This window comes from Lutibacter oricola (genome assembly GCF_900106565.1).
Taxonomy (GTDB): domain Bacteria; phylum Bacteroidota; class Bacteroidia; order Flavobacteriales; family Flavobacteriaceae; genus Lutibacter; species Lutibacter oricola.
Map to the genome: position 1 here is coordinate 481,315 of NZ_FNNJ01000002.1, position 26,080 is coordinate 507,394.

Consider the following 26,080-nt stretch of genomic DNA (forward strand, 5'->3'; position numbering starts at 1 on the left):
TACTAAGAGTTTAAATAAATATTTATGAATTCTATTTTAAAAAAGAAAAACATTTCAAATTTTATATTTCTAATTGCTGTTGCAGTACTATTGTATCCACCATCAAGAGAATGGTTTATGAGACAAATTGCATTTTCACCATCAATAAATAATGTAGAGGATTCGAAAAAAATAGATACTTATAATTGGAGCTTAAAAGGGTTAAATACTGACTCTGTTAACTTTAACGAGTTTGAAAATAGAGTGGTTTTTGTAAATTTTTGGGCAACTTGGTGTCCACCTTGTAGAGCAGAAATGCCTATGTTACAAGAATTATATAATGATTATAAGGATAAAGTAAAATTTGTATTTGTAACTTCAGAAAATTTGAATGAGGTAAATACTTACTTCAAAAAAGAAAATTATAAGTTACCTGTTTATAACTCCACAAGTATTCCTCCAAAATTGTTTACTGAAACAAATAGTATTCCTGCAAGTTATTTAATTGATAAAAGAGGAAATATAATTATAGATAAAGTGGGTTCAGCAAATTGGAATAGTGATAAAGTTAGAACGCTTTTGGATGATTTACTGAAAAATTAATAATTCTCTAAAATTTCGTTTAATACCTCAATAATAATATTACAGCCCTTATAAATTTCTTCTTCTGAAATTGTTAACGGAGGTGTAATTCTAACCGCTTTACCTTCAAATAGTAGCCAAAATAGGAGTAAACCTTTATCTAAGCATTTTAATATGACCGATGAAGCAATTTCAGATGTTTCGACTATAGCTGCTAACATTAAACCTTTTCCTCTAATTTCAGTAATTAATGGATGAATTAATAATTTTCGAATTAAAGCTTCTTTAGCTTCAATTTGTTCCATTAATTTTTGTTCGTAAATTTCTTGGATTGTTGCTAGGGCAGAAGCAGCAATAACCGGATGACCGCCAAATGTTGTAATGTGTCCCAATTTTGGTTGCGTTTGCAAACAACTCATTAGTTTGTGCGAAGTAATAAATGCTCCAATTGGCATACCACCACCTAAACCTTTTCCGGTTACAATAATATCTGGTACTACATTATAGTTTTCAAAACCATATAATTTTCCAGTTCTTCCAACACCAGATTGAATTTCATCTAAAATTAATAAAGCACCGACTTTAGTGCATTTTTCTTTAACTTTTTTTAAATAGTCATTTTTAGGCTCAATAAAACCAGCACCACCTTGAATAGTTTCTAAAATTACAGCAGCAGTTTTTGAAGTTATTTTTTGAATATCAATTTCATTATTAAACTCAATAAATTTTACTCCAGGAACCAATGGTCTAAAAGCGCTGTTCTTTTCTTCTGCACCACAAACACTCATAGAGCCTTGCGTATTTCCGTGATATCCATTTTTAGCAGCTATAATTTCACTTCTACCAGTAAATCTTTTTGCAAGTTTTAAAGCACCTTCAGTAGCTTCGGTACCAGAATTGGTAAGATATACCGTTTCAAAATTTGATGGTAATTTATGAATTAGAAATTTGCATAAATCAACAGGTGGCTGTTGAATAAATTCTCCATAAACCATTACATGCGTGTAGCTATCAACTTGTTTTTTAATGGCTTGAGATACTTTTGGATGATTATGACCTAAAGTGTTTGCAGATACTCCTGCAATAAAATCTAAATATTGTTTTTCTTGTTTGTCATAAACATAACTACCATTAGCATATGATATTTCTAAAGCTAACGAGTTAGGAGATGTTTGAGCTTGATATTTTAAAAAGTCTTTTTTCAATTTTTTTTAGGTTTAAAGTCTTTTTTTTCGCCTTTAGGTTTGGGTAGAAGTTCTTTTTTTATGGGTGCTTTAACAGTTTCTTTTTTTGATGTAATATTTTCTTCAGCAGTAATTACTTTATCGTGAATAAAAATTTCATCTTTTGTTTTTGGGCGTTCATGTTCACGCCAAATAAATCCAGGAAATTTTGCGTAATCTTCAGGGAATTGAGAAGGAGGATAGGTATTTCCTTCTGGTTTTACGTTAAAATCTATGGTATTAATTTCATTTTTATCAAATGTGATGAAAATGTTTTTACTACTCTGCATTTTTGTAATACCAAGTAATTTATAAGCATCATCTCTACCATAAAAAATAACCTCGCTATTACCAACAACATCTAATGATTTTAATTTATTTTCTTCAAATTTACCATACATGTTTTTACCTTTTAATTGGCTAAAACCTGCAGAATCTTTTTGAATCATAAATCCATTATTAATAATTTTTAAAGAATCTAGCTTTTCAGTTTTATTGTTTGAAATTAAGTGGATAGTGTCTCCAGTAATTTGATTTCCTTGTGCCCACATAACAGGTTTGTTAAATAGTTCTGTTAAACCTGTTTTTTCGTTACTAATAAGAGAGTCGCATTTACCTTGTAAATCTGATTTAAATATTTTTACTTTATAAAAAGCTTTAATAATGCGTTCTTCAGCTTTACCAGTAACCATTAATTTTTCACCGTGAATATAAATGGAATCATTTTCCATTTTAGAAATAGCAACAGCCTTATCTTCAATAAAAACAGAGTCTTTTAAACGAAACATTTCTGCATAACCTCCTTTTATAACAGATTTGTTTAAGGAGTCGGTTAGTTTTATATTTCCAGTTGCAGAAGCAAAACCTTTTGTTTTGTTGTAATATAAACTGTCTCCTTTTATAGTTCTATCATTATACTTAATAATAGAATTTTTAATGAAGTGAGCAATATGGGTTTTGGAGTTATAGCGACCATTTTCTGTGTAAATATTATTGTCTTTATTTACAATAGTTGACGGGCCAAATAAATCTGCAATACCAGTATTTGTGTAATAATTTAAGTTGTTAGAGTTTAGTTCGCTACTATCTCTATTAACCACAACTACATTTTTAAGAGCTTCGAATTTATTACTTTGCAAATGATATGTACCAATTCTACTTGTTAAAACATTGGCAGTATCTTTAATTTTTCCACCAGTTTGATAGTACAATTTTTGAGTTACTCTATCAAATTTTAACGTGTCTGTTTCTAATTCCATTAATTCATCTTTTAAAAGAACATCTCCCCAAGATGTAGCTATTTGATTAATGGCATCATAGTCTGTATATTTACTATATTGATGTATGGTATCTCCTTGATTTACAATTACATTACCCATTGCTTTTATCAATTGTTTTTCTTGATAAATATATGCTTTGTCACAACGTATTGTAGCGCCTTGATGTTCTACAAAAACATTTCCTAATGATATGGTTGCACCTGGATATTCAGGTAGGGTAAAGGTATTGTCTGCTTGTAAAATTTTTATTCTTCGTGTTTGAGAATAAGTAATTGAACTAGTTATAATTAATACTAAAAGAAGTAGTTTTTTCAATGCTAAAAAATTTGTTTACAAAACTAACGAAAAAAGTAGGTAGATACTTATAAAAATATATTAAAATAAAGTATTTAAACCTATTGTATAAAAAAACGCCATTACTTTAGAAATTCTAAAAATAATGGCGTTAAAATATATTTTAAAAATCTATTTCATTATTGTCTGTTTTCTATCTGGTCCAACAGAAACTATTTTTACAGGTACTTCAACAAAATCTTCAATAAATTTAACGTAATCGTTTAATTCTTTTGGAAGTTGGTCTGCACTTGTCATTTTTGTTAAATCTTCTTGCCAACATTTAATTTCTGTATAAATAGGAGTAACGTTATGTTCTTCAATATTATATGGTAAGTGACTAACTTCTTCACCTTTGTAATTGTAAGATGTACATACTTTTAAAGTATCAAATCCAGAAAGAACATCACCTTTCATCATCATTAATTGAGTAACACCGTTTATTTGAACAGCATATTTTAAAGCTACTAAATCTAACCAACCACATCTTCTTGGTCTACCTGTTGTAGCTCCAAATTCGTGACCAACCTTAGACATTGTTGCTCCGTTTTCATCAAATAATTCAGTTGGAAATGGTCCAGAACCTACACGAGTTGTATATGCTTTAAAAATACCATAAACTTCACCAATTTTATTTGGTGCAACACCTAAACCAGTACAAGCACCAGCGGCAGTTGTGTTAGATGAAGTTACAAATGGATATGTTCCAAAATCAACATCTAATAATGATCCTTGTGCACCTTCAGCTAAAATAGTTTTTCCAGCTTTCATTGCAGCGTTTAAATACTCTTCACTATCTACAAAAGGAATTTGTTTTAAATAATCTAAAGCAGCGAAAAACTCTTCTTCTAATTCTTCTAAGTTATAATCTAATTGAATACCATAATAATCAATCATTTTTATATGCTTTTCTACTAAAGCTTGGTAACGTTCTTTAAAATCAGCCAATTCAGTATCGCCAATTCTAATTCCATTTCTACCGGTTTTATCCATATAAGTTGGGCCAATACCTTTTAATGTAGAACCAATTTTAGCTTTTCCTTTTGAAGCTTCACTTGCAGCATCTAATAATCTGTGCGTAGGTAAAATTAAATGTGCTTTTCTTGAAATAACCAATTTAGATGCAAAATCTATATTGTGTTTAGATAAGTTATCTAACTCTTTTTTAAAAATAACAGGATCAATTACAACACCATTTCCAACAAGGTTCATTGCTTTGTCATGAAATATTCCTGAAGGAATTGTATGCAATACGTGTTTTTGTCCGTCAAAAATTAACGTGTGTCCTGCATTTGGACCTCCTTGGAAACGAGCAATAATATCGTATTCAGATGTTAATACATCAACAATTTTACCTTTTCCTTCATCTCCCCATTGAAGTCCTAATAATAAATTTACAGCCATTTTAATTATTTATGTTAGTTGTTTTGTTTTTTAGTTTTTGTTCCGTAAAAATAAAGCGAGTGGTTATGAATTTCAATACCAAAAGTGTCCTCAATTGTTTTCTTGATAATTTGAACCCTTGGATCGCAAAATTCAATAACTTCACCAGTATCAGTTAATATTACGTGATCGTGTTGTTTATCGAAATAAGATTTTTCGTAGTGCGCTTGGTTTTTTCCAAACTGATGTTTTCTTACCAAGCCAGACTCTAATAAAAGCTCTATAGTATTATATAAAGTAGCTCTACTAACTCGATAATTTTTATTTTTCATTTGAATATATAGAGACTCTATATCAAAATGTTCTTCTAAATCATAAATTTCTTGTAAAATAGCAAAACGTTCGGGTGTTTTTCTATGGCTATTTGCTTCTAGAAAATTTACAAATACGCTTTTTACTATTTTTTGATTTTCGTTACTCATACTAATATTATGATTGAGTTATAGAATTAATGCACAAAGTTAACCCTTATTTTCTAATCTTTTATAATGAATTTTGTTATTTATTAACGTTGTATTGTGAATAAAACTAATGTTTATAAATTCGATCTACTGAATCGATGCCGTCAATTTTTTTAAGTGTATCACTTAATTTTTGAAGCTGTGTTTTATTTTTAACCGTTACTGTTATTTTACCTTCAAATATTCCATTATTACCTGCAATATTTAAGCTTTGAATATTAACACTCATATTTTGAGAAATAACTTGAGTTATTTCATTAACCATACCAACGTGATCTGCTCCATATAGTTTTAAAATTGCCTTAAACTCTTGTTTAGAAGAGTCAATCCATTTAGCTTGAATAATTCTGTACGCATAGTTTGCTTGTAAACTAATTGCATTAGGACAATCTTTTTTATGAACTTTAATTCCATCATTAATAGTAATAAAACCAAATACTTTATCTCCTGGAATTGGATTACAACATTGAGACATTTTATAATCTAAACGCTCTTCTTCCTTTCCAAAAACTAAAGAATCGTAATTATCGATTACTTCATCTTTATCAATAGTTTCGTTTGATTTATTGGTACGTTTAATTCTATTTTTAAAGAAATTTACAAACGCATTACTTCTATTAGAAACAAACTCTTTTAACTGATTATTATCTATAGAGCCATTTCCGATTCTAAAAAATAAATCTAAACTTGTTTTTAGTTTAAAATGATTTACTAATTCATTAACTACTTTTTCATCTAAAGTAATTTTTAAATGACGAAGTTTTCTTGTCAAAATTTCTTTACCATCAACAGCAATTCGTTTTTGATCTTCTTTTAACGCATTTTTAATACGAGTTCTAGCTCTTGCTGTTACTACAAAATCTAGCCAGCCAATGTTTGGTTTTTGGCTTTTTGAAGTTATAATTTCAACTTGATCACCACTATTAAGTATATGACTAATTGGTTTTAGTTTACCATTAACTTTTGCTCCTCTACAGCGCATACCAACTTGGGTGTGTATAGAAAAGGCAAAATCTAAAGCTGTTGCATTTTTAGGTAGTGCTTTTAAATCTCCTTGTGGTGTAAAAACAAATATTTCTTTTGAATAAAGATTTAATTTGAAATCTTCAACAAAATCAACAGCATTACTATCGGAGTTTTCTAGCGTTTCTCTAATTTTATTTAACCAGTCATCTAAACCAGTTTCTTTTTCGTCTTTGTTTTTATATTTATAATGTGCTGCATACCCTTTCTCTGCAATTTCATCCATTCTACTAGATCGAATTTGAACTTCAACCCATCTACCTTGTGGCCCCATTACAGTAATGTGTAAAGATTCGTATCCTGTAGATTTAGGTTGGGTAATCCAATCTCGCATTCTAACTGGGTTAGGAGCAAAATGATCGGTTACTATCGAGTAGATTTTCCAAGCATCAAATTTTTCATCTTTTTTAGTAGAATCGTAAATAATACGAATGGCAAACTTATCGTAAACTTCTTCGTAAGAAACGCCTTGAGAACGCATTTTTTTACGAATAGAATAAATAGATTTTCTGCGACCTTTTATTTTGTATTTAAAACCTTCAGCAGTTAAAGATTCACTTATAATATTTGAAAATGTTTCTATATATTTTTCGTGTTCTTCAGTACTTTGAGTTATATTTTTTAAAATATCTTTATAAACATCTGGCTCAGTATATTTTAAACCTAGGTTTTCTAATTCTGTTTTAATATTATACAACCCTAATCGATGGGCTAGAGGAGCATAGATATAAAGAGTTTCAGAAGAAATTTTTACCTGTTTATGTTGCGGCATTGCATCCATAGTTTGCATGTTGTGCAATCTATCTGCAATTTTTATTAAAATTACACGAACATCATCGTGTAAGGTTAACAACATTTTTCTAAAGTTTTCTGCCTGAACTGAGGCATCCTGATCCTTTTTTAAATGCGATATTTTTGTAAGGCCATTTACAATACGCGCAACGTTTTCACCAAACAAGCGTTCAATATCTTCTAGTGTATAATCTGTATCTTCAACAACATCGTGTAACAATGCTGCAACAATAGAAGTGGTGTCTAAACCAATTTCATATGCTACAATTTTGGCAACTGCTATGGGGTGAAATATATAAGGTTCTCCCGTTTTACGGCGCTGAGAACTATGAGCTTCTAATGATAAATCAAAAGCTTTTCTTATTTCTTTTTTATCTTCTTTAGAAAACGTTTGGTAAGCTCCTTTTAACAAGTCTTTATAACGTTTTGCTATTTCTTTATTTTCTTCTTCAGGTGTTAAAGTGTATGCCATTGCTTAAAAATACGTTTTAATTTAAATAGATTGCTTACTCTTTATGTTTATTTTTTCAAATTTACAATTCGTTGTAACAACGTAGGGTGTGAGTAATGAAATTTTACATATAAGCTATGTGGTGTTAAATTACTCAAACTATTTTTAGATAATTTTTTTAATGAAGTTATAAGTGGTTTAGCACCAAAATTATACTTTGCATAATTATCTGCTTGATATTCAAATTTACGAGATAATAGGTTCATAAAAAATGAAGTTATTTCAGAAATTGGACTGTATAAAATTCCAAAAGCAATTAACCCTATATGAAAACTTGCTTTATCAACACCTAAAGCTTGAGATAATGTAAGGTTACCTACCAAAAGTGATAAAATAAACAAAGTAAGTCCCATTAAAGCTATAGATAAAACTAGATTATAAATAATATGTTTCTTTTTATAATGCCCAACTTCGTGGGCTAAAACAGCTACAATTTCATCTGTTTCTAAATCATTAATTAAAGTATCATATAATGTTATTCTTTTTTGAGAACCAAAACCAGAAAAATAGGCATTAGCTTTGGTAGATCTTTTAGAGCCATCTATAACAAAAATATTATCTAATTTAAATCCTACTTTAGTTGCAAAGTTTTCGATAGCAGTTTTAAGTTCTCCATTTTCTAAAGGTGTTTGCTTGTTAAATAGCGGTACAATAAGTTTAGAATAAAACATATTCATAAAAACAGAAAACACACTAATTAATAGCCAAGCATATAGCCAAAAATTATTGGTTGTTAATTGGTAAAACCAAGTAATTAAAGCTAAAATTCCACCTCCAACTATTATTAACATTAGCCAACCTTTAATTTTATCGAGTATAAATAATTTTAAAGTAGATTTATTAAAGCCAAATTTTTCTTCAATTACAAATGTTTTATAATAGGCGAGTGGTAATGATAACACATCGCTAGAAATAAATATAATTCCGAAGAAAATTAAGGTAATCAAAATATTGTTGCTAGAAACTTGTTTAGCTAAACCATCAACAAAAGCAAAGCCATTAAATCCAAAAAATAAAATGGTTAATACTAGTGAAAATGAACTAGTTATTAACGAGAATTTATAATTAACTTTTTTATATTCCTGAGATTTTAAATATTCTTTTTCATCATAAACATCAGCTAGTTCATTTGGTAATACATCATTATAATGTTTAGCGTTTAGAGCATCTAAAATAGTATCAAAAATAAATTTGATTAGTATTATAGCAATTAATATGGTAAAAACAGTAGTTGGAGTCATTTATTAATTTGTTATTATACGTTGTCTAACAGCTTCAAAAACAATAATTGCAGCGCTTACAGAAACATTCATAGAGTCAATTTTTCCATTCATAGGAATAATAATATTTTTTGTTGAATTTTGAAGCCATTCATTAGATAATCCTGTGGCTTCAGTACCAACAACTATAGCGCTTGGTTGGTTGTAATCGATAGTGTCGTATGGTACAGAAGCAGTTAAAGCAGCTCCGTAGATATTTATAGAGTTCTTTTTTAAAAACTCAATAATTTCATTTGTTGAGCCAATTGCAACATTAGTTGTAAAAATACATCCAACACTCGATCTAATAATATTTCCGTTGTATAAGTCCGTTTTTGGGTTTGCTATTATTACTGCATCAACAGCTGCAGCATCTGCAGTTCTAAGTAATGCGCCAATATTACCAGGTTTTTCAGGAGCTTCAGCAATTAAAATAAGAGGATTTTTTTTATTGAATTCTAAATTTTCTAATTGATGGTTTTTTTGTTTTGCAATGGCAATAACACCTTCGGTAGATTCTCGTAAAGCAATTTTTTTATAAACCTCAAACGGAACTTCAATAATGTCAATAGCATCTATATTTTCAATTAATTTATTTACTGTATCTATCGATGTAATTTCATTGTTAAAAATAACTGTATGTATAGCGTATTTGCCTTGTATAGCTAATGAAATTTCTCTGTAACCTTCAATTAAAAACAGCCCTTTTTTTGTTCTAACTTTAGATTTTTCTTTAAGTTGAACAAGCTCTTTAATATATGAATTTTGAGTGCTTGTAATTTTTTTAAACATAAATACAAAAATAGCAGATAATTGGCTATAATGCAGAAGTTTTATAGTAATTTATTAAAAGAGATACCATTTTACTGTAACTTCTAATGCCATCCTTTTGTTTATTAGCTTTTAAAAAGAAATCGTAGAACCATTTAAAGTACTTTTCTGATCTATTTTGATAAGACATCCAAAAGTTTTGAGAGTTTTGCATATCTTTTAGAATACCTTTATTTATTGTAAGTTTTAACTCTTCAAAAGCTACTTTGTCGTTTCTATATAAATCCGATAAACAGTATCGAAGCGCCATTAAATATCCAGAATAATTAAAATATTTACTATCGGAATGTGTTGCAGCTAAAAAGCCAACAAAATTTGCTTCATTTTCTGAAGCAATTCCAATTTGATGTGCTATTTCGTGGCAAGCTGTGGCAGCATAATTATTTTTAGGAATTAATCTGTTTACTTGAGCTTCATTAGTAAATGGATTTAAATAACCAGCAAAACCGGCATATGTAAGTGGTGTACTTAAAAGAGATTTTTTTACTGATTTATTTTTAATAGTAAAATCGGAGTTTATTTTACCTAAAACTTCGTAGCTTTTAAACGCATTTTCCTGAATAATAGTTCTATTCATAGGGTTTTCAACTACAATAGAATCGTTTAAAGTTATAGATTTTTGAACTGAATTTAATTTAGTAATTAATTGCTTTGTAAAGTTTATCAATTCGGTTTTAGAATACTCGGTATTTTCAAAATTCAAGCGTTCATTTATTGGATTTCTATAATAATTTAAGCCCCAACCAACATTAAAAATAAAATACACAACAGATAAAAATGCTAGTGATTTGTATAGTGTTTTTATAACATCTAACTTTCTGTTTTTTATAAATTTAAATAAACTCAATAAAAGTAATACTACAAGTAAAAAATATAATAAATCCCCAAAAGAAAATGGAATCCAACCCAGTGTAAAATGTAATATATTCGAAATTATAGGGTAAATCCCTTTTGAATAATAAGATTCAATAAAACTTGGGTATTGTGCAACAAACTGATAAAATGCCCATTGAAAAATTAAAATGGCAGAAAGAATTTTATACGTTTTTTCTTTATTCATAAATCAAAAGTAGAAAAATAAAAGTTCAGAAAAACATAATAATCAAGTTATTAACATTTTTATGACTTGTTAACAGATAATGTGTAAAAATAAAAATCAAATTTACCTTTTGTTTCAGCATTTAAAAATTATTTTTGTTGAAACAATTATACCAAAAAATTGCTTTTCAATTAGAATTAGTGTATTTTCTATTTCTAAAAAAAGAACAAAGTTAAATTATTGATTTATAAATAAGTATAAATATTTTTTTGAGTGAAAAACACACAGCCAGCAACATTTAAAAACAAAAAGAAAAGTGCAGTAATTAATCTTGAAAAAGGAAAACTACCGCCACAAGCTCTTGATTTGGAAGAAGCCGTTTTAGGAGCAATGATGATTGACAAGAAAGGTGTTGATGATGTTATTGACATTTTAAATGATGATGTTTTTTATAAGGAATCTCATCAATTAATTTACAATGCAATTTTTACATTGTTTCAAAATTCTGAGCCAATTGACTTATTGTCAGTTTCTAATCAGTTACGAAAAGATGGTAATTTAGAAGCTGCCGGAGGTGATTTTTACATTGTAAACCTTACTCAAAAGGTATCTTCATCTGCACATATAGAATTTCACGCACGTATTATTCTTCAAAAATATATTCAAAGAAGATTAATTTCAATTTCTTCAGAAATTATTGAAGAAGCTTATGATGAAACCGTGGATGTTTTTGACTTGTTAGATGATGCAGAGGCAAAATTATTCGAAGTAACACAAGGAAACTTAAAGAAAGGGTCTGAAGATGCTGAAGGACTTGTAAACCAAGCAATTAAAAAGATTGAGGAAATATCTAAAAAGCAGGGTATGAGTGGTATAGCTACCGGTTTTACTCGTTTAGATGAATTAACTTCTGGTTGGCAACCTTCTGATTTAGTTATTCTTGCCGCTCGTCCTGGTATGGGAAAAACAGCATTTGTAATGTCTATGGCAAAAAATATGGCTATTGATTTTAATGAGCCAGTTGCAATTTTTTCTTTAGAGATGTCATCAGTACAATTAATTACACGTATGATTTCTAGTGAAACCGGTATTTCATCTGGAAAACTTAGAAAAGGTAGTTTAGAACGTCACGAATGGGAGCAATTAAATGTTAAAGTTAAAAACTTATCTAAAGCTCCAATATTTATAGATGACACACCATCTTTATCAATTTTTGATTTACGTGCAAAAGCTAGACGTTTAGCATCGCAACACGGAATTAAGATAATTATTATTGATTATTTGCAATTAATGACTGCCGGTAATGCAGCTGGAGGAAATCGTGAGCAAGAAATTTCTATGATTTCTCGAAACTTAAAAGCATTAGCAAAAGAATTAAATATTCCGGTTATAGCACTTTCTCAGCTGTCTCGTGCGGTTGAAACACGTGGAGGAAGTAAAAGACCTTTATTATCCGATTTACGTGAATCCGGTGCAATTGAACAAGATGCGGATATTGTGTCGTTTATTTTTAGACCTGAATATTATGGTTTAACAGAATGGGATGATGATGAACGTTCTCCTTGTGAAGGTCAAGCGGAGTTTATTTTAGCAAAGCATAGAAATGGTGGTTTAGATAATATTAGATTGAAATTTACAGGGCATTTAGCATTGTTTAGCGATTTAGATGATGGATTTGGTAATGAATTCCAATCTAAAATGAATAGTGCAATTGAAGAGAGTTCTGTATCTCCTTCTGATGCTTTTGACCCACCACCAAGCCAAGGTAATGATGATGGTGTTCCGTTTTAAAAACAACATAAATAAAAACAATAAACTATCTGTATTATCAGTAATATGGACGGTTCTTTTATTATTTGCTACCCAAATATCTCTAGCGTCGTTCATTTTAATCCCTATGGATGATGTAACGCAGACAAATCATTTAAAAGCTTACGGTATTACATATTGGTCTTTAAACAAAGGTAATAAGGCAAAATGGTTGTTAAATTATGAAGGAGGTTCATTTCTACTAGAAGATAATGAAGCTACTAGAAATGAATGTAAAATAAGAGGTGTAACATTTAATGTTATTTCTGATACTGAAGCAGCTCAAATTTTAGCAGAAATTGCGAGTCCTTCAAAAAATATGGAAGCTGTTGTTTTAGAAAAAGCTCCAAAAATTGCGGTGTATTCACCAAAAAATAAAATGCCTTGGGATGATGCTGTAACAATGGTGTTAACCTATGCCGAAATTCCATTTGATGTTGTATATGATACAGAAGTGTTAGAAGAAAAATTATTGCTGTATGAGTGGTTGCACTTACATCACGAGGATTTTACGGGTCAATATGGTAAGTTTTATGGCTCTTACAGAAGAGCGCCTTGGTATATAGAACAAAAGAAAAATGCAGAAAAATTAGCAACTAGTTTAGGGTATAAAAAAGTTTCAGAAGAAAAATTAGCTGTGGCCTTAAAAATACGAGATTTTGTAATTGGAGGTGGATTTATGTTTGCAATGTGTTCGGCTACTGAAAGTTTTGATATTGCACTTTCTGCAGAAGGAACCGATATTTGTGAGACTATGTTTGACGGAGATCCTTCGGAATTAGATTATCACAATCATATAGATTTCAACAAAACCTTTGCTTTTAAAAATTATACATTAGTAAAAAACCCAGAACAATACGAGTTCTCTTCGATAGATATGTCTATGAAAAGAAAAGGAATTAGGCGTACAGCAGATTATTTTTCATTAAAGGAATACTCAGCTAAATGGGATCCAATTCCAACTATGCTTTGTCAAAACCATACTATGCTTGTTAAAGGTTTTATGGGGCAAACAACATCTTTCGAAAGAGAATCTGTCAAGTCTAACGTGTTAGTAATGGGTGAAGTAGAATCTAATAAAGAGGCTCGTTATATTCACGGTGTAAAAGGAAAAGGAATGTTTACTTTTTATGGTGGACACGATCCAGAAGACTATCAGCATAGAGTAGGAGATCCAAAAACTGAATTAGATTTACATCCAAATTCTCCAGGTTACAGACTAATTTTAAATAATGTTTTATTTCCAGCCGCAAAAAAGAAAAAGCAAAAAACTTAATTTGTTAATAATTAGAAATAACTTTAATTAAAAAAAACATTGTTTCAGAAAACTAAAATGATATTTTTGCACTAATTATAATTAATTCATATAAAAATGCCAACAACACAACAGCTGCAAGATTTTGCACAACAAGTTAGAAGAGATATTGTTAGAATGGTACACGCGGTGAAATCTGGGCATCCAGGTGGTTCATTAGGTTGTAACGAGTTTTTAACGGTATTATATCAAGAAGTGATGGAATATTCAACTGAGTTTGATATGGACGGTAAAAATGAAGATTTATTCTTTTTATCAAACGGCCATATTTCTCCAGTATTTTATAGTGTTTTGGCACGTAGTGGATTTTTTCCTGTTGAAGAATTAGCAACTTTTAGATTGTTAAACACACGTTTACAAGGGCACCCAACTACTCACGACAAATTACCTGGTGTTAGAATGGCATCTGGTTCTTTAGGTCAAGGAATGAGTAATGCAATTGGAGCTGCAGAAGCTAAAAAGTTGAATGGAGATGATAAATTAGTGTATTCATTACACGGAGATGGCGAATTACAAGAAGGTCAAATTTGGGAAGCTGCAATGTATGCTGCCGGTAAAAATATAGATAATTATATTGCTACTATTGATTATAACGGACAGCAAATTGATGGTTCTACAAATGATGTACTTCCTATGGGAGATTTAAAAGCTAAGTTTGAAGCTTTTGGTTGGACTGTTTTAGATGTTGAAAAAGGGAATGATATAGATAGTATTAAAGCTGGTTTAGCAGAAGCCAAAGCTTTAACTGGTAAAGGAAAACCTGTTTGTGTTTTATTACATACAGAAATGGGTAATGGAATTGACTTTATGATGTATACACACGCTTGGCACGGAAAACCACCAAGTGATGAACAACTTGCTGAAGCATTAAGACAAAACCCAGAAACATTAGGAGATTACTAAGTTTTTTTTTAAAAATATTATATATAAAAAAGTAGTTGCAACAAGTGTTGTAGCTACTTTTTTAATTTATGTAAATTTTCACATTTTAATTGTAAGTTTCCATTTATATTTACAACTATAAAATGGCAAATAAATTAGATTCAATTAATAAAAATTCAATTCTTTAATATATTATGAAAATAGGTATTGTATGTTATCCAACATTTGGAGGTAGTGGAGTAGTAGCTACAGAATTAGGAATGGCATTGGCACAAAAAGGTCATCACGTTCATTTTATAACATATAAACAACCTGTTAGACTAGATTTTATTACAAATAACATTCATTTTCACGAAGTATTTGTTGAAGAATACCCTTTATTTCAATTTCAACCATACGAGTTAGCTCTATCAAGTAAAATGGTAGAAGTTGTAGAAATGTACGATTTGGAAATACTACACGTACATTACGCAATACCACACGCATATGCCGCTTATATGGCTAAACAAATGCTAAAAGAAAAGGGCATAAATATTAAGGTTGTAACTACATTACACGGTACAGATATTACTTTGGTTGGTAGCCACCCAAATTATAAAAGTGCTGTAGAATTTAGCATTAATAATTCTGATGTTGTTACAACAGTTTCAGAAAGTTTAAAACAAGATACTTTAAGACTTTTTAATATAAGTAAAGAAATTCATGTAATTTATAATTTTATAGATTTTGAAAAATACCCAGAAATTGGTACAGAAGAATGTCAAAGAAGTACTATAGCTAATAAAAATGAACGAATTATAACGCATATAAGTAATTTACGCCCAGTAAAACGTGCGTGGGATGTAATGGATGTATTTTATAAAATTCAAAAAGAAGTTCCTTCAAAATTATTATTAGTAGGTGAAGGACCAGATAGAGAACGAATAGAGTGCCAAGCCAAAGATTTAGGTATTTTAGACCGTGTTTTATTTATGGGTAACAGTAATGAAGTTAATAAATTACTTTGTTATTCAGATTTGTTTTTATTGCCTTCAGAAACAGAAAGTTTTGGATTAGCCGCGTTAGAAGCAATGGCAGCTAGAACACCAGTTATCTCTTCAAATTCAGGAGGATTGCCAGAAGTTAACATTCAAGGTGTTACCGGGTTTTTAAGCAATGTTGGAGATACCGACGATATGGCAAAAAACGGTATTCACATTCTAAAAAAACAAGATAGATTAGAAGTATTTAAGCAAAACGCATTAAAGCAAGCTGAAAGATTTAGTTTACCAAACGTATTACCTTCTTATAAAGAGGTTTATAGAGAGTTAATTACAGATTGTTGTTAAGCTAAATAATAATCTAAAGCATCAATTAAAAGATTTTTTTCAACTTTACAATCAAACTTATATTTTTCGTAATCAGTAAGTAATACAAAGTTTACTTGGCCACCAACATTTTTCTTATCGTGAATTAAGTATTCCAAAATTGGTTCGTAATCCTCTTTTATAATTGGAGCTTTCGGATAAATTTGTAGTAATTGATTTTTAATATATTCTAGGTTTTTAGTTGGAAAACCAAGTAGTTTATCTGATAGATAAGCTTCAGTAATCATACCTATAGCAATAGCTTCGCCGTGAGTTAATTTTTCTTTAGCATCACTATCTAAAAAGTACGATTCAATTGCGTGCCCTAAAGTATGACCGTAATTTAAAACTTTACGTATTCCACCTTCTCTAGGGTCTTCTGTCACAACTTCATTTTTAATTTCAATAGAACGGTGAATTAAACCTTCAATATTACTGATGGAAAGTTCATCAAAATCATTAACGTTGTTCCAAATATTAACATCGTAAGTAAGTCCGTATTTAATAATTTCAGCTAAACCAGAACGTAATTCTCTTTCGGTAATAGTATGCAAAAATAATGGATCTATTAAAACCATTTCAGGGTCAGAAAATAATCCTATCTGATTTTTTAAAACACCCAAATCAACACCGGTTTTTCCACCAACAGAAGCATCAACCATACTTAATAGCGTAGTTGGAATATTTACAAAAGAAATACCTCTTTTAAAAGTTGAAGCTACAAAACCACCTAAATCTGTAATAACACCACCACCAAGGTTTATAAGTAAGCTTTTTCTGTCAGCTCCTAACTCGGTTAAAGCATTCCAGACACCAGTACAAGTGTCTAAATTTTTATTCTCTTCACCAGCCTCAATTTCAATTATTTCAATAGCCTTTGTTGTAGCTATTTGTTGAAGTAAAATAGGTAAGCAATTTTCATTCGTATTTTCATCAACTAGAATAAAAATTGTTGATGGATTTTTTTGCAAAATTAAGTCGTTTAATTTAGCGTAAGCTTCCTCTTTAAAATTAACAAAGTAGTTATTTGATAATATTGGTGTCATTTTGGATAAAATTTGCCGCAAATTAAACAGAAAAAAACAAATTAATAAATATTTTGTGAAGTATATTTGTTTAAAGACAGTTTATAATGGATAAAATATTTAATAACACCGAAATAGCCTTTGCGTTAAAGACTAACGTTGAGTTAGATAGAGCTTTCTATTTATTTGAAATGATAAAACGAGAACCTTTAGTAAAAATTGGTACTGTAATGACCAAGTTTGCTTTAAAAACCCACTTACCTGTTGAAGGAATTATAAGGGCTACAGTTTTTGATCATTTTTGTGGTGGAGTTACTGAAGAAGATTGTATGACTGTTATTGAAAAAATGTACACTAAAAGAGTACATTCTGTATTAGATTATTCTGCTGAAGGAAAAGAAGACGAGCAAATGTTTGATTTAACAATGGAAAAAACGTTAAACAACATTAAGTTTGGTAAAGAAAAGAATAGTGTGCCTTTTGCTGTATTTAAGCCTAGTGGATTTGGACGATTTAAAATTTATCAGAAAATTACAGAAGGAAAAGAACTTGATGCACACGAAACTGTAGAGTGGAAGCGTATAAAAGAACGTTATGATATTGTTTGCAAAGCTGCTTTTGATAGAGATGTTCCTTTGTTAATAGATGCAGAAGAAAGCTGGATGCAAACTGCAGCTGATGATTTAATTGAAGAAATGATGATGAAATACAATAAAACAAAAGTTATTGTATTTGGAACACTTCAATTATATCGTTGGGATAGATTAGACTATCTTAAAAGCCTTCATAATAGAGCAAATGAACAAGGCTTTAAAATAGGTATGAAGCTAGTTAGAGGTGCTTATATGGAAAAAGAGCGCGAACGCGCAGAGAAAAAAGGTTATAAATCTCCTATTTGTGCTACAAAGCAAGACACAGATAATATGTATAATGAAGTAATGACGTATATGTTTAAAAACATTGATAATATGGCGTTATTTGCTGGTACTCATAATGAAGAAAGTTCTTATTTATTAATGGATTTATTAGCTAAATCTGGTGTAGATAAGGACGATACTAGAGTATGGTTTGGGCAATTATATGGTATGAGTGATCATATTAGTTACAATTTATCTTCACACAATTATAATGTAGCCAAATATTTACCTTATGGCCCCGTAAGAGATGTTATGCCGTATTTAATTAGAAGGGCAGAAGAGAATACATCCGTTGCAGGGCAAACAAGTAGAGAGCTAAATTTACTAAAAACAGAGAGAAAACGACGAAAGTTATAAGGTAAAACTAAAAAGAGGTTAATATTTACACCTTAAGAAATACTAACATTAACACTTTCTTACAATTCTTAATCTTTTAATGTTGTTGAAAATTCGAATTTTGAAACTTTACTTTTATACTAAAGTATGGAATTAAAATAATTCAATTTTATGAAGAATTAGTAGTTTTCAGTTAATCTTCGTCCTCTAAAGCGCGTTCTAAAAGCTTATCATTAAAGTTTTTAGAGCCTTTGGCACCTAATTTTTTAATGTTTTCCACTTTTCGAATTAGGTTACCATTACCAGTTAATTTTTTCATAGTTCCATCATAAGAGCCTTGCACAGTTTTTAGCTGATTTCCAACCTTAATAAGGTCGTTTGTTAAATTCACAAATTGATCGTACAATCTACCCGCTTGTAATGCTATGTCTTGTGCGTTTCTTTGTTGTTTTTCATTATTCCACATACTATCAATAGTACGTAAAGTAGCTAAAAGCGTAGTTGGTGTAACAATAACTATATTTTTCTCAAATGCTTTGTTATACAGTTGGTTATCTTTATTCAGTGCAGCTGCAAACGCAGGCTCAATAGGTATAAATAACAATACAAAATCAGGAGAATCAATATCATATATATCTTGATATTTCTTTTCGCTTAATTGTTCAATATGTCTTTTTAAAGAGTTTACGTGTTCTTTTATTGCAATTTCTTTAGTTTCATCGGTATCAGCATTTACATATTGCTCATAAGCAGTAAGTGAAACTTTAGAATCAATAATCATCTTTTTTTCATCTGGTAAATGAATTACCACATCAGGTAGTATTCTTTTTCCTTCTTCATTTGTAAAGCTTTGTTGTACAAAATACTCGCTATCTTTCTCTAAACCAGATTTTTCCAAAACACGTTCTAATACTAATTCTCCCCAGTTTCCTTGGGTTTTACTATCTCCTTTTAATGCTTTGGTTAAATTAATAGCCTCTTTACTCATTTGTAAATTCAGCTCTTTTAAACCAAGTAGTTGTTCTTTTAAAGCAGAGTGCATCCCTATACTTTCCTTTTGGGTGTCTTCAACTTTCTTTTCAAATGTTTGAATTTTTTCTTGAAGCGGATTTAATATAGATTTTATGTTTTCTTTGTTCTGTTCTGTAAACTTAGACGATTTTTCTTCTAGTATTTTATTAGCTAAAATTTCAAAATCCTTCGTAAATTTTTCTTGTAGTTTTGAAACTTCTTCTTTATTTGAATCTAATTTTTCTTGTAAAGAATTTAATGCAGAATTTCGTTCAGCTAGAGTAATATCTAATTGATGTTTCTCTCCTGAAACTGATTCAATTGTGTGTTTTAACTCTTTAATAGTGTTAAAATTAGTGTCTTTTTCTTGAAGTAATAGTTTGCTTTTAGTTTCAAGTTCAGAAATTACTTTCTCATAACTATTTTTGGTTAAAAGTTTACCAATAACATATCCAATTACAGCAAAAAGAACTGCAATAATTCCAAAAATTAAATAGTTGTTCATATCGTTTTGTTATTTTGTAAAAGTAAGAAAATATACTAACTCTTAATCTTTTTTTGAATTAGAAAATTCATACTTCAATATTGTTTTTTGAAGTATTTTCCAATGATTTCTTAATTGTCTTTTTATTTCAGGAGCATCGAGCTCATCTGCAGCTCTATATGCATATCGTAAATAATTGCCTCTAAATTTTCGCTGAAAAGGAGTTGTAATTGCTTTTTCTTTTACAAACTCGGTTCTTGTTGAAGGTATAAGTCTTGATTTAACACCTTTAAAACTATATAACCTATATATTTTCCGTTTAAAAATAGGGGCGTCATCTAATAAATATTTTTCTTTTTGAATTTCAACTCTTTTATGTTTTCTTTTTATAGATTCTTTCATTGTTCTATAAAACTTTGCTAAGTTCTTAGATTTTAGTAAAGTTTGATATCCATAAAACTCAAAACCTAAATAATTTAAAGGAATATTTTTAATTAAGCTATCTTCTTCAATTTTATAGGATTGCAATCTATTGTTATCAATTTTGAAAAGTGATTTTTCTGTTTTCTCAAATGATACTTTTAAATCAATCTTATTAATTTCCTCTTCAACAACCTTTTCAATGATTGAAATTTGATCTTTTTTGCATATAACAACAATATCGTCAGAATATCTTCTATAAAATACGTTATGTTTTAAAGTTAATCTTTCAATAATAGCTTCATCAAAAGAAAGCATATAAATATTAGCTAAAAGTGCGCTAATAGGTAATCCCTGTGGAATTCCAATTAATTTACCATCCTTTTTAACTTGGTTTTTATGAATTATTATATCAGAATCAATTAAATCTTTGATACTTTCAAAAAAAGTGTGTTTTCCTATTCTTTTTAATCTAGCTAATTCTTTTTCATCAAAATGACCATTTTTAGTTTTCAAATCTTTCAGTTTTACATAAGAAAACCTTGTTATAGCTTTGAATAAATTGTAATGATCTTTTGGTAACGTTTTAGTTCCTAATAATTTTGACCAAGCAAGTTTTAACTTTTTATGATTTAAGGTAGGGAAGAAGTTCTCAATATCTAAAACTAAGGCAACACAGTTTTGTCTTTTTTTAATCTCATTAAATACATCTTTAGCAAAGTGGACATTGTTTTTGAATTTAACTTTATCATCTGTTTCAATTTGTCTATAAGCTGTAATTGAATTAGATAACTCAAAGTTTTTACTTAAATATTCTTCGTATTTGGGAGTAATTATTTGTTGTGCATAATATGAATATATGTGGGCATCAATATGAGAGGCATATAGAATCTTTCTTATTTTTGAATTAGAAACTATTTTATCATTTTCAATTTTTTTATGAGAACGTTTTATTTCTCCATTAAAATTAGATGTTTTATACCTTCTTTGCTTAATTTCTTTATAAATAAGAGGTGAAAAAGAATGCTTCGTAACTTTTTTAGAATTTGAAACATAATATAATACTCTTTTTCTAACTGATAATGGTGTTTTGTTAGAAAAATGAGGATATCCTCTGTCTTTAAACCAGTCTTTTTCTTTTATCATAGCTTTAAATAAAAAGTAAAAAAGTTCTCGCACGTATTTACAACAAAATAAAACGTACATCTTTTGAAGATTGAACCATTAGCCAAATTCTCGACTCACGCTGCATTTATACGTTAATATATCCTAATGAACTAGAAATAATATCAATTATGAAGCAAATAAGTTTAATTACCTCTGTGATACAAACAGTTCTCCAATTTCTTGACCTAAAGGTGAAAGAATGGCATAGAATTTGTAACTTTGTATTTGAATTAGTTTCTTATGCAACGGTGCTTAAGACATTAATTCAAATGATTACATCTTACCTAATCACCATATTTATTAACCCTTTTATAATAAAAGGTTGGATTAAGTGATTGAAATTAATCAATACAATAGTTCAACAAATGTTTTATTTTCTTTAACTAAAGAACTTTCTTACTTTATACTGTAAATTTAAGATTTTTAATTAATTTTATAGAAAAATTTGGTATGAAAAATAAATATTCAGTAGGAAGTATTGTTACTTTCAAAACACACCCGTTATTTAATGATTTCAGAATACAAGGAGATGGAAAATATGTACCTCCTGTAATGATGGTTAAAGAAGTTTTTATTGAAAATAATAAGAAAAGAACTCACGATGAAGAAACTGGTAAAAAAATATCTGATAAGGTTAAATATACTTGTGTTTATTTTGATGATGATAAAAGTCAATTTACCGAAAACACAATTTATGAGAGTTTTTTAAGATCGTATAAAAAATTAAAAATAGAAAGAATTTCAGAAATTGGTGAATTAAGAGATGATACTGATACAATTATTAAAGAGATAAAAAGTTATTTTAAAAAACCATTAGTATATAAATTTGGTGGAATAGTTAGGTTTATCACAAAAAAAATAGAAATTTATAAGAAGCGTTCATCAAAAAAAATAACAGAAAAAAAAGGAGAAATAGAAAAGGATAATATTAAATCAACAATTCAATATGTTGTAAACTATGCTTCTCCTGACTTTGTAATGTGTGGTTTAAAGAAAAATGATGATAAAAATTTATTTTATGAAAACGGTCAAGTAAAGAAACAAGTTTCGGAAACACTATTAAAAGTTAAGTGGTTTAATCCAATTCAGAAAAAATTTAGCGAACAATTTTTACCAATTGAATTTTTTACAGATAGAATGAATTTTAAATCAGAAGTTTTAGAGGAGGAATTAGTATCAAAAGAGGTAACACCAAATCAAAGTTAGGATTATTATTTATTGTTTTTATCTTTGCCGACCAATGTATCAAATTATTTACGCATTGAGTTATTAACATATGAAAACAATTACAAAATTTATATTTCATACTTTATTTGGTTGGAAAACAGTTGGCTTGTTACCAACAGATATAAAAAAGTATATAATTATTGGTGCACCTCATACCCATTGGCAAGATTTTTTTTTAGGTTTAGCTATAAAACTTTCTCAAAATTCACCTGCAAACTACATCGGTAAAGCTTCATTATTTAAACCACCTTTTGGATTTATTTTTAAAGCTTTAGGCGGTACTCCTGTTGATAGAAGTAAAAGCGCTAATAGAGTAGATGCTATTATTGATATTTTTAAAGAAAAAGAACAGTTTATATTAGCCTTATCTCCTGAAGGCACAAGAAAAAGAAACGACAAATGGAAAACAGGCTTTTACCATATTGCTAAAGGCGCAAACGTACCAATTGTTATGATGACTTTTGATTTTGGTAAAAAGCAGGTTAAACTTTCTGAACCTTATTATTTAACCAATGATATGGAAAAAGATATGAACTTTATTTATGATTTTTATAGAGGAGTAAAAGGTAAAATCCCTGAGTATTTCAACTTATAAAACAAAAAAACCTACTAAAAATAGTAGGTTTTTTTTATGTCTATTTTAAAATTACCCTTTATAAAAAGGCAATCTAACAACTTTAGCTTTTAAAGTTTTCTTTCTTACTTGAATATATATTTCAGTATCTCTTTTAGAAAATTCTTTAGCAACATAACCTAAACCAATAGCTTTTTTTAGAGAAGGACTCATAGTTCCAGAAGTAACTTCTCCTATTTCATTTCCATCAGCATCAACAATAGCGTAGTGCTGACGAGGAATTCCTCTATCAATCATTTCAAATGCCACTAATTTTTTAGTTACACCTTCTTCTTTTTGCTTTTTTAAAGCTTCAGAATTAGTAAAGTTCTTCGTAAACTTAGTAATCCACCCTAAACCAGCTTCAATAGGCGATGTTGTGTCGTTTATATCGTTACCGTATAAGCAATAACCCATTTCTAAACGTAAAGTATCACGAGCAGCTAAACCAATTGGTTTTATTCCGAAGTCTTTACCAGCTTCAAAAACTTTATTCCAAACTTGTTCAACTTCACTGTTTTTACAGTAAATTTCAAAACCACCAGAACCAGTATAACCCGTTGCCGAAATAATTACGTGATCAATACCAGCAAAATCGGCAACCTTAAATGTGTAAAACTTAATAGCCGATAAATCTTCCGAAGTTAAACTTTGCATTGCTTCAACAGCTTTTGGACCTTGAATAGCTAATAAAGAATAACCTTCAGAGATGTTTTTCATCTCAGCATTCATAGAATTATGAACAGAAATCCAGTTCCAATCTTTTTCTATATTAGAAGCATTTACAACTAATAAATAAGTTTCTTCTTTTACTCTGTAAACAATTAAATCGTCTACAATACCACCTTTATCGTTAGGTAAACAACTATATTGTGCTTCTCCAATTTCTAATTTAGAAGCATCATTAGATGTTACAAACTGTATTAATTCTAATGCAAACTCTCCTTCAATTAAGAATTCTCCCATATGCGAAACATCAAAAACACCAACTCCAGTTCTTACAGTTTCGTGTTCAGCGTTAACTCCTTCATATTGTACTGGCATATTGTAACCAGCAAATGGTACCATTTTTGCACCTAATTGTTCATGTATATGCGATAATGCAGTATTTTTCATTGTAGTTATTTTTTAGGTTCGCTAAATTACTAATAATTGTAATATTTAATCTGTATTAAGTTATCATATCTCTATCAATAACTTTCTTTTTAAACAAAGAATTAAAGATAGATGTAGAAATGTGTTAGTCTAAACAAAGTAAGCTTCAATATTTTTCTATATTTGAGCTAAATTTATTGGTAATATTCAAAAATGAAGAAATTTCAACTACTATTAGTCTTAACTTTATGTTTTTTATTGAATGTAAATGCTCAGCACCAACATTTACCTCAAGATTATTTAAGTAAAGACTTTCATAAAGAAAGAAGAGAAGCTTTACGAAACTTAATGCCAAAAAATAGTGTTGCAGTATTTTTCGCAAACCCAGTAAGAAATAGAGCAAATGATGTTAATTTTCATTACCATCAGGATCCAAATTTTTATTATTTAACAGGTTCTAACGAGCCACATTCTTTGGTTTTAATTTTTAAAGAAAATCAAACTGTAAATGGAAATGTTTTTAATGAAGTTTTATTTGTTCAAGAGCGAAATGAAACAGCAGAGCTTTGGGATGGAAAAAGGCTTGGAATAAAAGGCGCACAAGATGATTTAGGTTTTAGAGTTGCATATAATGGTAAGGACTTTAAAAGCTTTAATCTAGACTTTTCAAAATTTAACAAGGTGCTTTTTGAAGCTTTTAATAACGATGTTAGAAACTCTAATAACACAGCAGATTTATTTGATTTAATTAAAACATTTAAAAGTAAAATCTCATACAGTTTATTAAATGCTGAAACTGTAAAAAGTGATGATAATTTTTACAGTAGTAAAAAATCGAATTTAAACTTGTTGCCATATTATATGGCCACGTTACGAGAAATTAAAACAAAAGAAGAATTAAAACTATTAAGAAAAGCAGTTGATATATCTGCAGTTGGACAAATTGAGGTAATGAAAGCAATGCACCCAAAAATGTCTGAATTAGAAGTGCAAGGAATTCACGAATTTGTTTATAAAAAATACGGAGCAGAATACGAAGGTTACCCATCAATTGTTGGAGCAGGAGGTAATGGTTGTATTTTACACTATATAGAGAATAATAAAACCGAAATTGAGGATGGTAAGTTAGTTTTAATGGATTTAGGAGCAGAATACCACGGCTACACGGCAGATGTTACAAGAACAATACCTACAAACGGAAAATTTTCTAAAGAACAAAAAGCTATTTACGATTTGGTATTTAAAGCACAAACCGAAGCAATTAAAGCTTGTAAAGAAGGTGCACATTTTGGGAAACTAACAATTGTTTCGCAAAAAATAATAAATAAAGGTTTAGCTGAATTAGGTATTATTTCTAATGAAAAAGAGTATCATACATATTTTCCTCACGGAGCATCGCATCACATTGGTTTAGATGTTCACGACACTTCAAATTATGGCAAACTTAAAGAAAATATGGTAATTACCGTAGAACCTGGTATTTACATTCCAAAAGGTAGTGATTGCGATGAAAAATGGTGGGATATTGCTGTTAGAATTGAAGATGATATTTTAATTACTAAAAATGGACCAGAAAACTTATCTGCAAGAGCGCCAAGAACTTCTGAGGCTATTGAAAAAATGATGCTACAGCCTAGTGTACTTGATGGTTTTTTACTTCCTCAATTAGATTAGAAA

21 protein-coding genes are annotated in these 26,080 nt (G+C 29.3%); 9 read left to right on the top strand and 12 right to left on the bottom strand.

Translation table 11 applies throughout. From position 1 onward, the window contains the following. Positions 1–24: 24 nt before the first annotated feature. Complete coding sequence (locus tag BLU40_RS06720; RefSeq protein WP_090121433.1) at positions 25–582, top strand: TlpA family protein disulfide reductase; 558 nt, start codon at positions 25–27, stop codon at positions 580–582. Here the strand turns inward: BLU40_RS06720 and BLU40_RS06725 are convergent. The 8 genes from BLU40_RS06725 to BLU40_RS06760 all read right to left on the bottom strand — a co-directional run bounded on the left by BLU40_RS06725 (position 579) and on the right by BLU40_RS06760 (position 10,777). Further along, a complete protein-coding gene (locus BLU40_RS06725; RefSeq protein ID WP_090121436.1) occupies positions 579–1,766 on the bottom strand; it encodes an aspartate aminotransferase family protein in 1,188 nt (395 codons plus the stop codon). The two genes, BLU40_RS06720 and BLU40_RS06725, sit on opposite strands and share 4 nt — an antisense overlap. After that, entirely contained in the window at positions 1,763–3,379 is a 1,617-nt protein-coding gene (locus tag BLU40_RS06730) for an OstA-like protein (RefSeq protein WP_090121438.1), read from the bottom strand. The genes BLU40_RS06725 and BLU40_RS06730 overlap by 4 nt, the downstream gene beginning before the upstream one ends. Before the next feature lie 150 nt (positions 3,380–3,529). Beyond that, on the bottom strand, positions 3,530–4,801 hold the full coding sequence (locus BLU40_RS06735; protein WP_090121440.1) for an adenylosuccinate synthase: 1,272 nt from the start codon (positions 4,799–4,801) through the stop codon (positions 3,530–3,532). Between the two features lie 14 nt (positions 4,802–4,815). Then, on the bottom strand, positions 4,816–5,262 hold the full coding sequence (locus tag BLU40_RS06740; RefSeq protein ID WP_090121441.1) for a Fur family transcriptional regulator: 447 nt from the start codon (positions 5,260–5,262) through the stop codon (positions 4,816–4,818). A gap of 106 nt (positions 5,263–5,368) precedes the next feature. Next, positions 5,369–7,588, bottom strand: coding sequence for a RelA/SpoT family protein (locus tag BLU40_RS06745; protein ID WP_090121443.1), 2,220 nt, complete (start codon positions 7,586–7,588; stop codon positions 5,369–5,371). Positions 7,589–7,635: 47 nt separating this feature from the next. Next, positions 7,636–8,868 carry a M48 family metallopeptidase gene (locus BLU40_RS06750; protein ID WP_090121444.1) on the bottom strand — a complete coding sequence of 411 codons (1,233 nt, stop codon included), beginning with the start codon at positions 8,866–8,868 and terminating at the stop codon, positions 7,636–7,638. Positions 8,869–8,871: 3 nt separating this feature from the next. Next, positions 8,872–9,678, bottom strand: a complete 807-nt coding sequence (locus BLU40_RS06755; RefSeq protein ID WP_090121446.1) for a TrmH family RNA methyltransferase — start codon at positions 9,676–9,678, stop codon at positions 8,872–8,874. A gap of 25 nt (positions 9,679–9,703) precedes the next feature. Continuing rightward, positions 9,704–10,777 carry a DUF3810 domain-containing protein gene (locus tag BLU40_RS06760; RefSeq protein WP_090121450.1) on the bottom strand — a complete coding sequence of 358 codons (1,074 nt, stop codon included), beginning with the start codon at positions 10,775–10,777 and terminating at the stop codon, positions 9,704–9,706. A 252-nt stretch (positions 10,778–11,029) separates the two neighbouring features. On the opposite strand from BLU40_RS06760, the gene dnaB reads away from it, so the two are divergent. From dnaB to bshA, 4 genes are all read left to right on the top strand, one after another. Next, entirely contained in the window at positions 11,030–12,547 is a 1,518-nt protein-coding gene (gene dnaB / locus BLU40_RS06765; protein WP_090121453.1) for a replicative DNA helicase, read from the top strand. Continuing rightward, positions 12,528–13,841, top strand: a complete 1,314-nt coding sequence (locus BLU40_RS06770; RefSeq protein ID WP_090121456.1) for an asparagine synthetase B — start codon at positions 12,528–12,530, stop codon at positions 13,839–13,841. The genes dnaB and BLU40_RS06770 overlap by 20 nt, the downstream gene beginning before the upstream one ends. Before the next feature lie 96 nt (positions 13,842–13,937). Next, on the top strand, positions 13,938–14,783 hold the full coding sequence (locus BLU40_RS06775) for a transketolase (protein ID WP_090121460.1): 846 nt from the start codon (positions 13,938–13,940) through the stop codon (positions 14,781–14,783). A gap of 173 nt (positions 14,784–14,956) precedes the next feature. Further along, complete coding sequence (gene bshA, locus BLU40_RS06780; RefSeq protein WP_090121462.1) at positions 14,957–16,090, top strand: N-acetyl-alpha-D-glucosaminyl L-malate synthase BshA; 1,134 nt, start codon at positions 14,957–14,959, stop codon at positions 16,088–16,090. On the opposite strand, the gene aroB is transcribed toward bshA, so the two are convergent. Further along, on the bottom strand, positions 16,087–17,154 hold the full coding sequence (aroB, locus tag BLU40_RS06785) for a 3-dehydroquinate synthase (RefSeq protein WP_090121465.1): 1,068 nt from the start codon (positions 17,152–17,154) through the stop codon (positions 16,087–16,089). The genes bshA and aroB overlap by 4 nt on opposite strands. 86 nt (positions 17,155–17,240) lie before the next feature. Between aroB and BLU40_RS06790 the strand changes: the two genes are divergently transcribed. Then, positions 17,241–18,407 carry a proline dehydrogenase family protein gene (locus BLU40_RS06790; RefSeq protein WP_090121468.1) on the top strand — a complete coding sequence of 389 codons (1,167 nt, stop codon included), beginning with the start codon at positions 17,241–17,243 and terminating at the stop codon, positions 18,405–18,407. Positions 18,408–18,579: 172 nt separating this feature from the next. On the opposite strand, the gene rmuC is transcribed toward BLU40_RS06790, so the two are convergent. Both rmuC and BLU40_RS06800 read right to left on the bottom strand, forming a co-directional pair. Then, positions 18,580–19,902 (bottom strand): DNA recombination protein RmuC, encoded by a 1,323-nt coding sequence (gene rmuC, locus BLU40_RS06795; RefSeq protein ID WP_090121472.1) that lies wholly within the window; start codon positions 19,900–19,902, stop codon positions 18,580–18,582. A 42-nt stretch (positions 19,903–19,944) separates the two neighbouring features. Continuing rightward, the gene (locus BLU40_RS06800; protein WP_090121475.1) at positions 19,945–21,447 is read right to left on the bottom strand and encodes a reverse transcriptase domain-containing protein; all 1,503 of its coding nucleotides are present in this window, start codon (positions 21,445–21,447) and stop codon (positions 19,945–19,947) included. Between the two features lie 471 nt (positions 21,448–21,918). Between BLU40_RS06800 and BLU40_RS06805 the strand changes: the two genes are divergently transcribed. Both BLU40_RS06805 and BLU40_RS06810 read left to right on the top strand, forming a co-directional pair. After that, positions 21,919–22,674 carry a hypothetical protein gene (locus tag BLU40_RS06805; RefSeq protein WP_090121478.1) on the top strand — a complete coding sequence of 252 codons (756 nt, stop codon included), beginning with the start codon at positions 21,919–21,921 and terminating at the stop codon, positions 22,672–22,674. A gap of 70 nt (positions 22,675–22,744) precedes the next feature. Further along, positions 22,745–23,290 carry a 1-acyl-sn-glycerol-3-phosphate acyltransferase gene (locus BLU40_RS06810; RefSeq protein ID WP_090121481.1) on the top strand — a complete coding sequence of 182 codons (546 nt, stop codon included), beginning with the start codon at positions 22,745–22,747 and terminating at the stop codon, positions 23,288–23,290. Positions 23,291–23,341: 51 nt separating this feature from the next. Here BLU40_RS06810 and gcvT read toward each other — a convergent pair whose 3' ends face one another. Next, positions 23,342–24,424 carry a glycine cleavage system aminomethyltransferase GcvT gene (gene gcvT, locus BLU40_RS06815; protein ID WP_090121483.1) on the bottom strand — a complete coding sequence of 361 codons (1,083 nt, stop codon included), beginning with the start codon at positions 24,422–24,424 and terminating at the stop codon, positions 23,342–23,344. Positions 24,425–24,616: 192 nt separating this feature from the next. Between gcvT and BLU40_RS06820 the strand changes: the two genes are divergently transcribed. Next, on the top strand, positions 24,617–26,077 hold the full coding sequence (locus BLU40_RS06820) for an aminopeptidase P N-terminal domain-containing protein (protein WP_090121485.1): 1,461 nt from the start codon (positions 24,617–24,619) through the stop codon (positions 26,075–26,077). Positions 26,078–26,080: the final 3 nt, after the last annotated feature.

Excerpts from the sequence above, each read along its gene's own strand:
- BLU40_RS06720 (WP_090121433.1), top strand. The coding sequence starts at position 25 with ATGAATTCTATTTTAAAAAAGAAAAACATTTCAAATTTTATATTTCTA.
- BLU40_RS06735 (WP_090121440.1), bottom strand. The coding sequence starts at position 4,801 with ATGGCTGTAAATTTATTATTAGGACTTCAATGGGGAGATGAAGGAAAA.
- BLU40_RS06740 (WP_090121441.1), bottom strand. The coding sequence starts at position 5,262 with ATGAGTAACGAAAATCAAAAAATAGTAAAAAGCGTATTTGTAAATTTT.
- BLU40_RS06745 (WP_090121443.1), bottom strand. The coding sequence starts at position 7,588 with ATGGCATACACTTTAACACCTGAAGAAGAAAATAAAGAAATAGCAAAA.
- BLU40_RS06750 (WP_090121444.1), bottom strand. The coding sequence starts at position 8,868 with ATGACTCCAACTACTGTTTTTACCATATTAATTGCTATAATACTAATC.
- BLU40_RS06755 (WP_090121446.1), bottom strand. The coding sequence starts at position 9,678 with ATGTTTAAAAAAATTACAAGCACTCAAAATTCATATATTAAAGAGCTT.
- BLU40_RS06760 (WP_090121450.1), bottom strand. The coding sequence starts at position 10,777 with ATGAATAAAGAAAAAACGTATAAAATTCTTTCTGCCATTTTAATTTTT.
- BLU40_RS06770 (WP_090121456.1), top strand. The coding sequence starts at position 12,528 with ATGATGGTGTTCCGTTTTAAAAACAACATAAATAAAAACAATAAACTA.
- BLU40_RS06775 (WP_090121460.1), top strand. The coding sequence starts at position 13,938 with ATGCCAACAACACAACAGCTGCAAGATTTTGCACAACAAGTTAGAAGA.
- bshA (WP_090121462.1), top strand. The coding sequence starts at position 14,957 with ATGAAAATAGGTATTGTATGTTATCCAACATTTGGAGGTAGTGGAGTA.
- aroB (WP_090121465.1), bottom strand. The coding sequence starts at position 17,154 with ATGACACCAATATTATCAAATAACTACTTTGTTAATTTTAAAGAGGAA.
- BLU40_RS06790 (WP_090121468.1), top strand. The coding sequence starts at position 17,241 with ATGGATAAAATATTTAATAACACCGAAATAGCCTTTGCGTTAAAGACT.
- rmuC (WP_090121472.1), bottom strand. The coding sequence starts at position 19,902 with ATGAACAACTATTTAATTTTTGGAATTATTGCAGTTCTTTTTGCTGTA.
- BLU40_RS06800 (WP_090121475.1), bottom strand. The coding sequence starts at position 21,447 with ATGATAAAAGAAAAAGACTGGTTTAAAGACAGAGGATATCCTCATTTT.
- BLU40_RS06805 (WP_090121478.1), top strand. The coding sequence starts at position 21,919 with ATGAAAAATAAATATTCAGTAGGAAGTATTGTTACTTTCAAAACACAC.
- BLU40_RS06810 (WP_090121481.1), top strand. The coding sequence starts at position 22,745 with ATGAAAACAATTACAAAATTTATATTTCATACTTTATTTGGTTGGAAA.
- gcvT (WP_090121483.1), bottom strand. The coding sequence starts at position 24,424 with ATGAAAAATACTGCATTATCGCATATACATGAACAATTAGGTGCAAAA.
- BLU40_RS06820 (WP_090121485.1), top strand. The coding sequence starts at position 24,617 with ATGAAGAAATTTCAACTACTATTAGTCTTAACTTTATGTTTTTTATTG.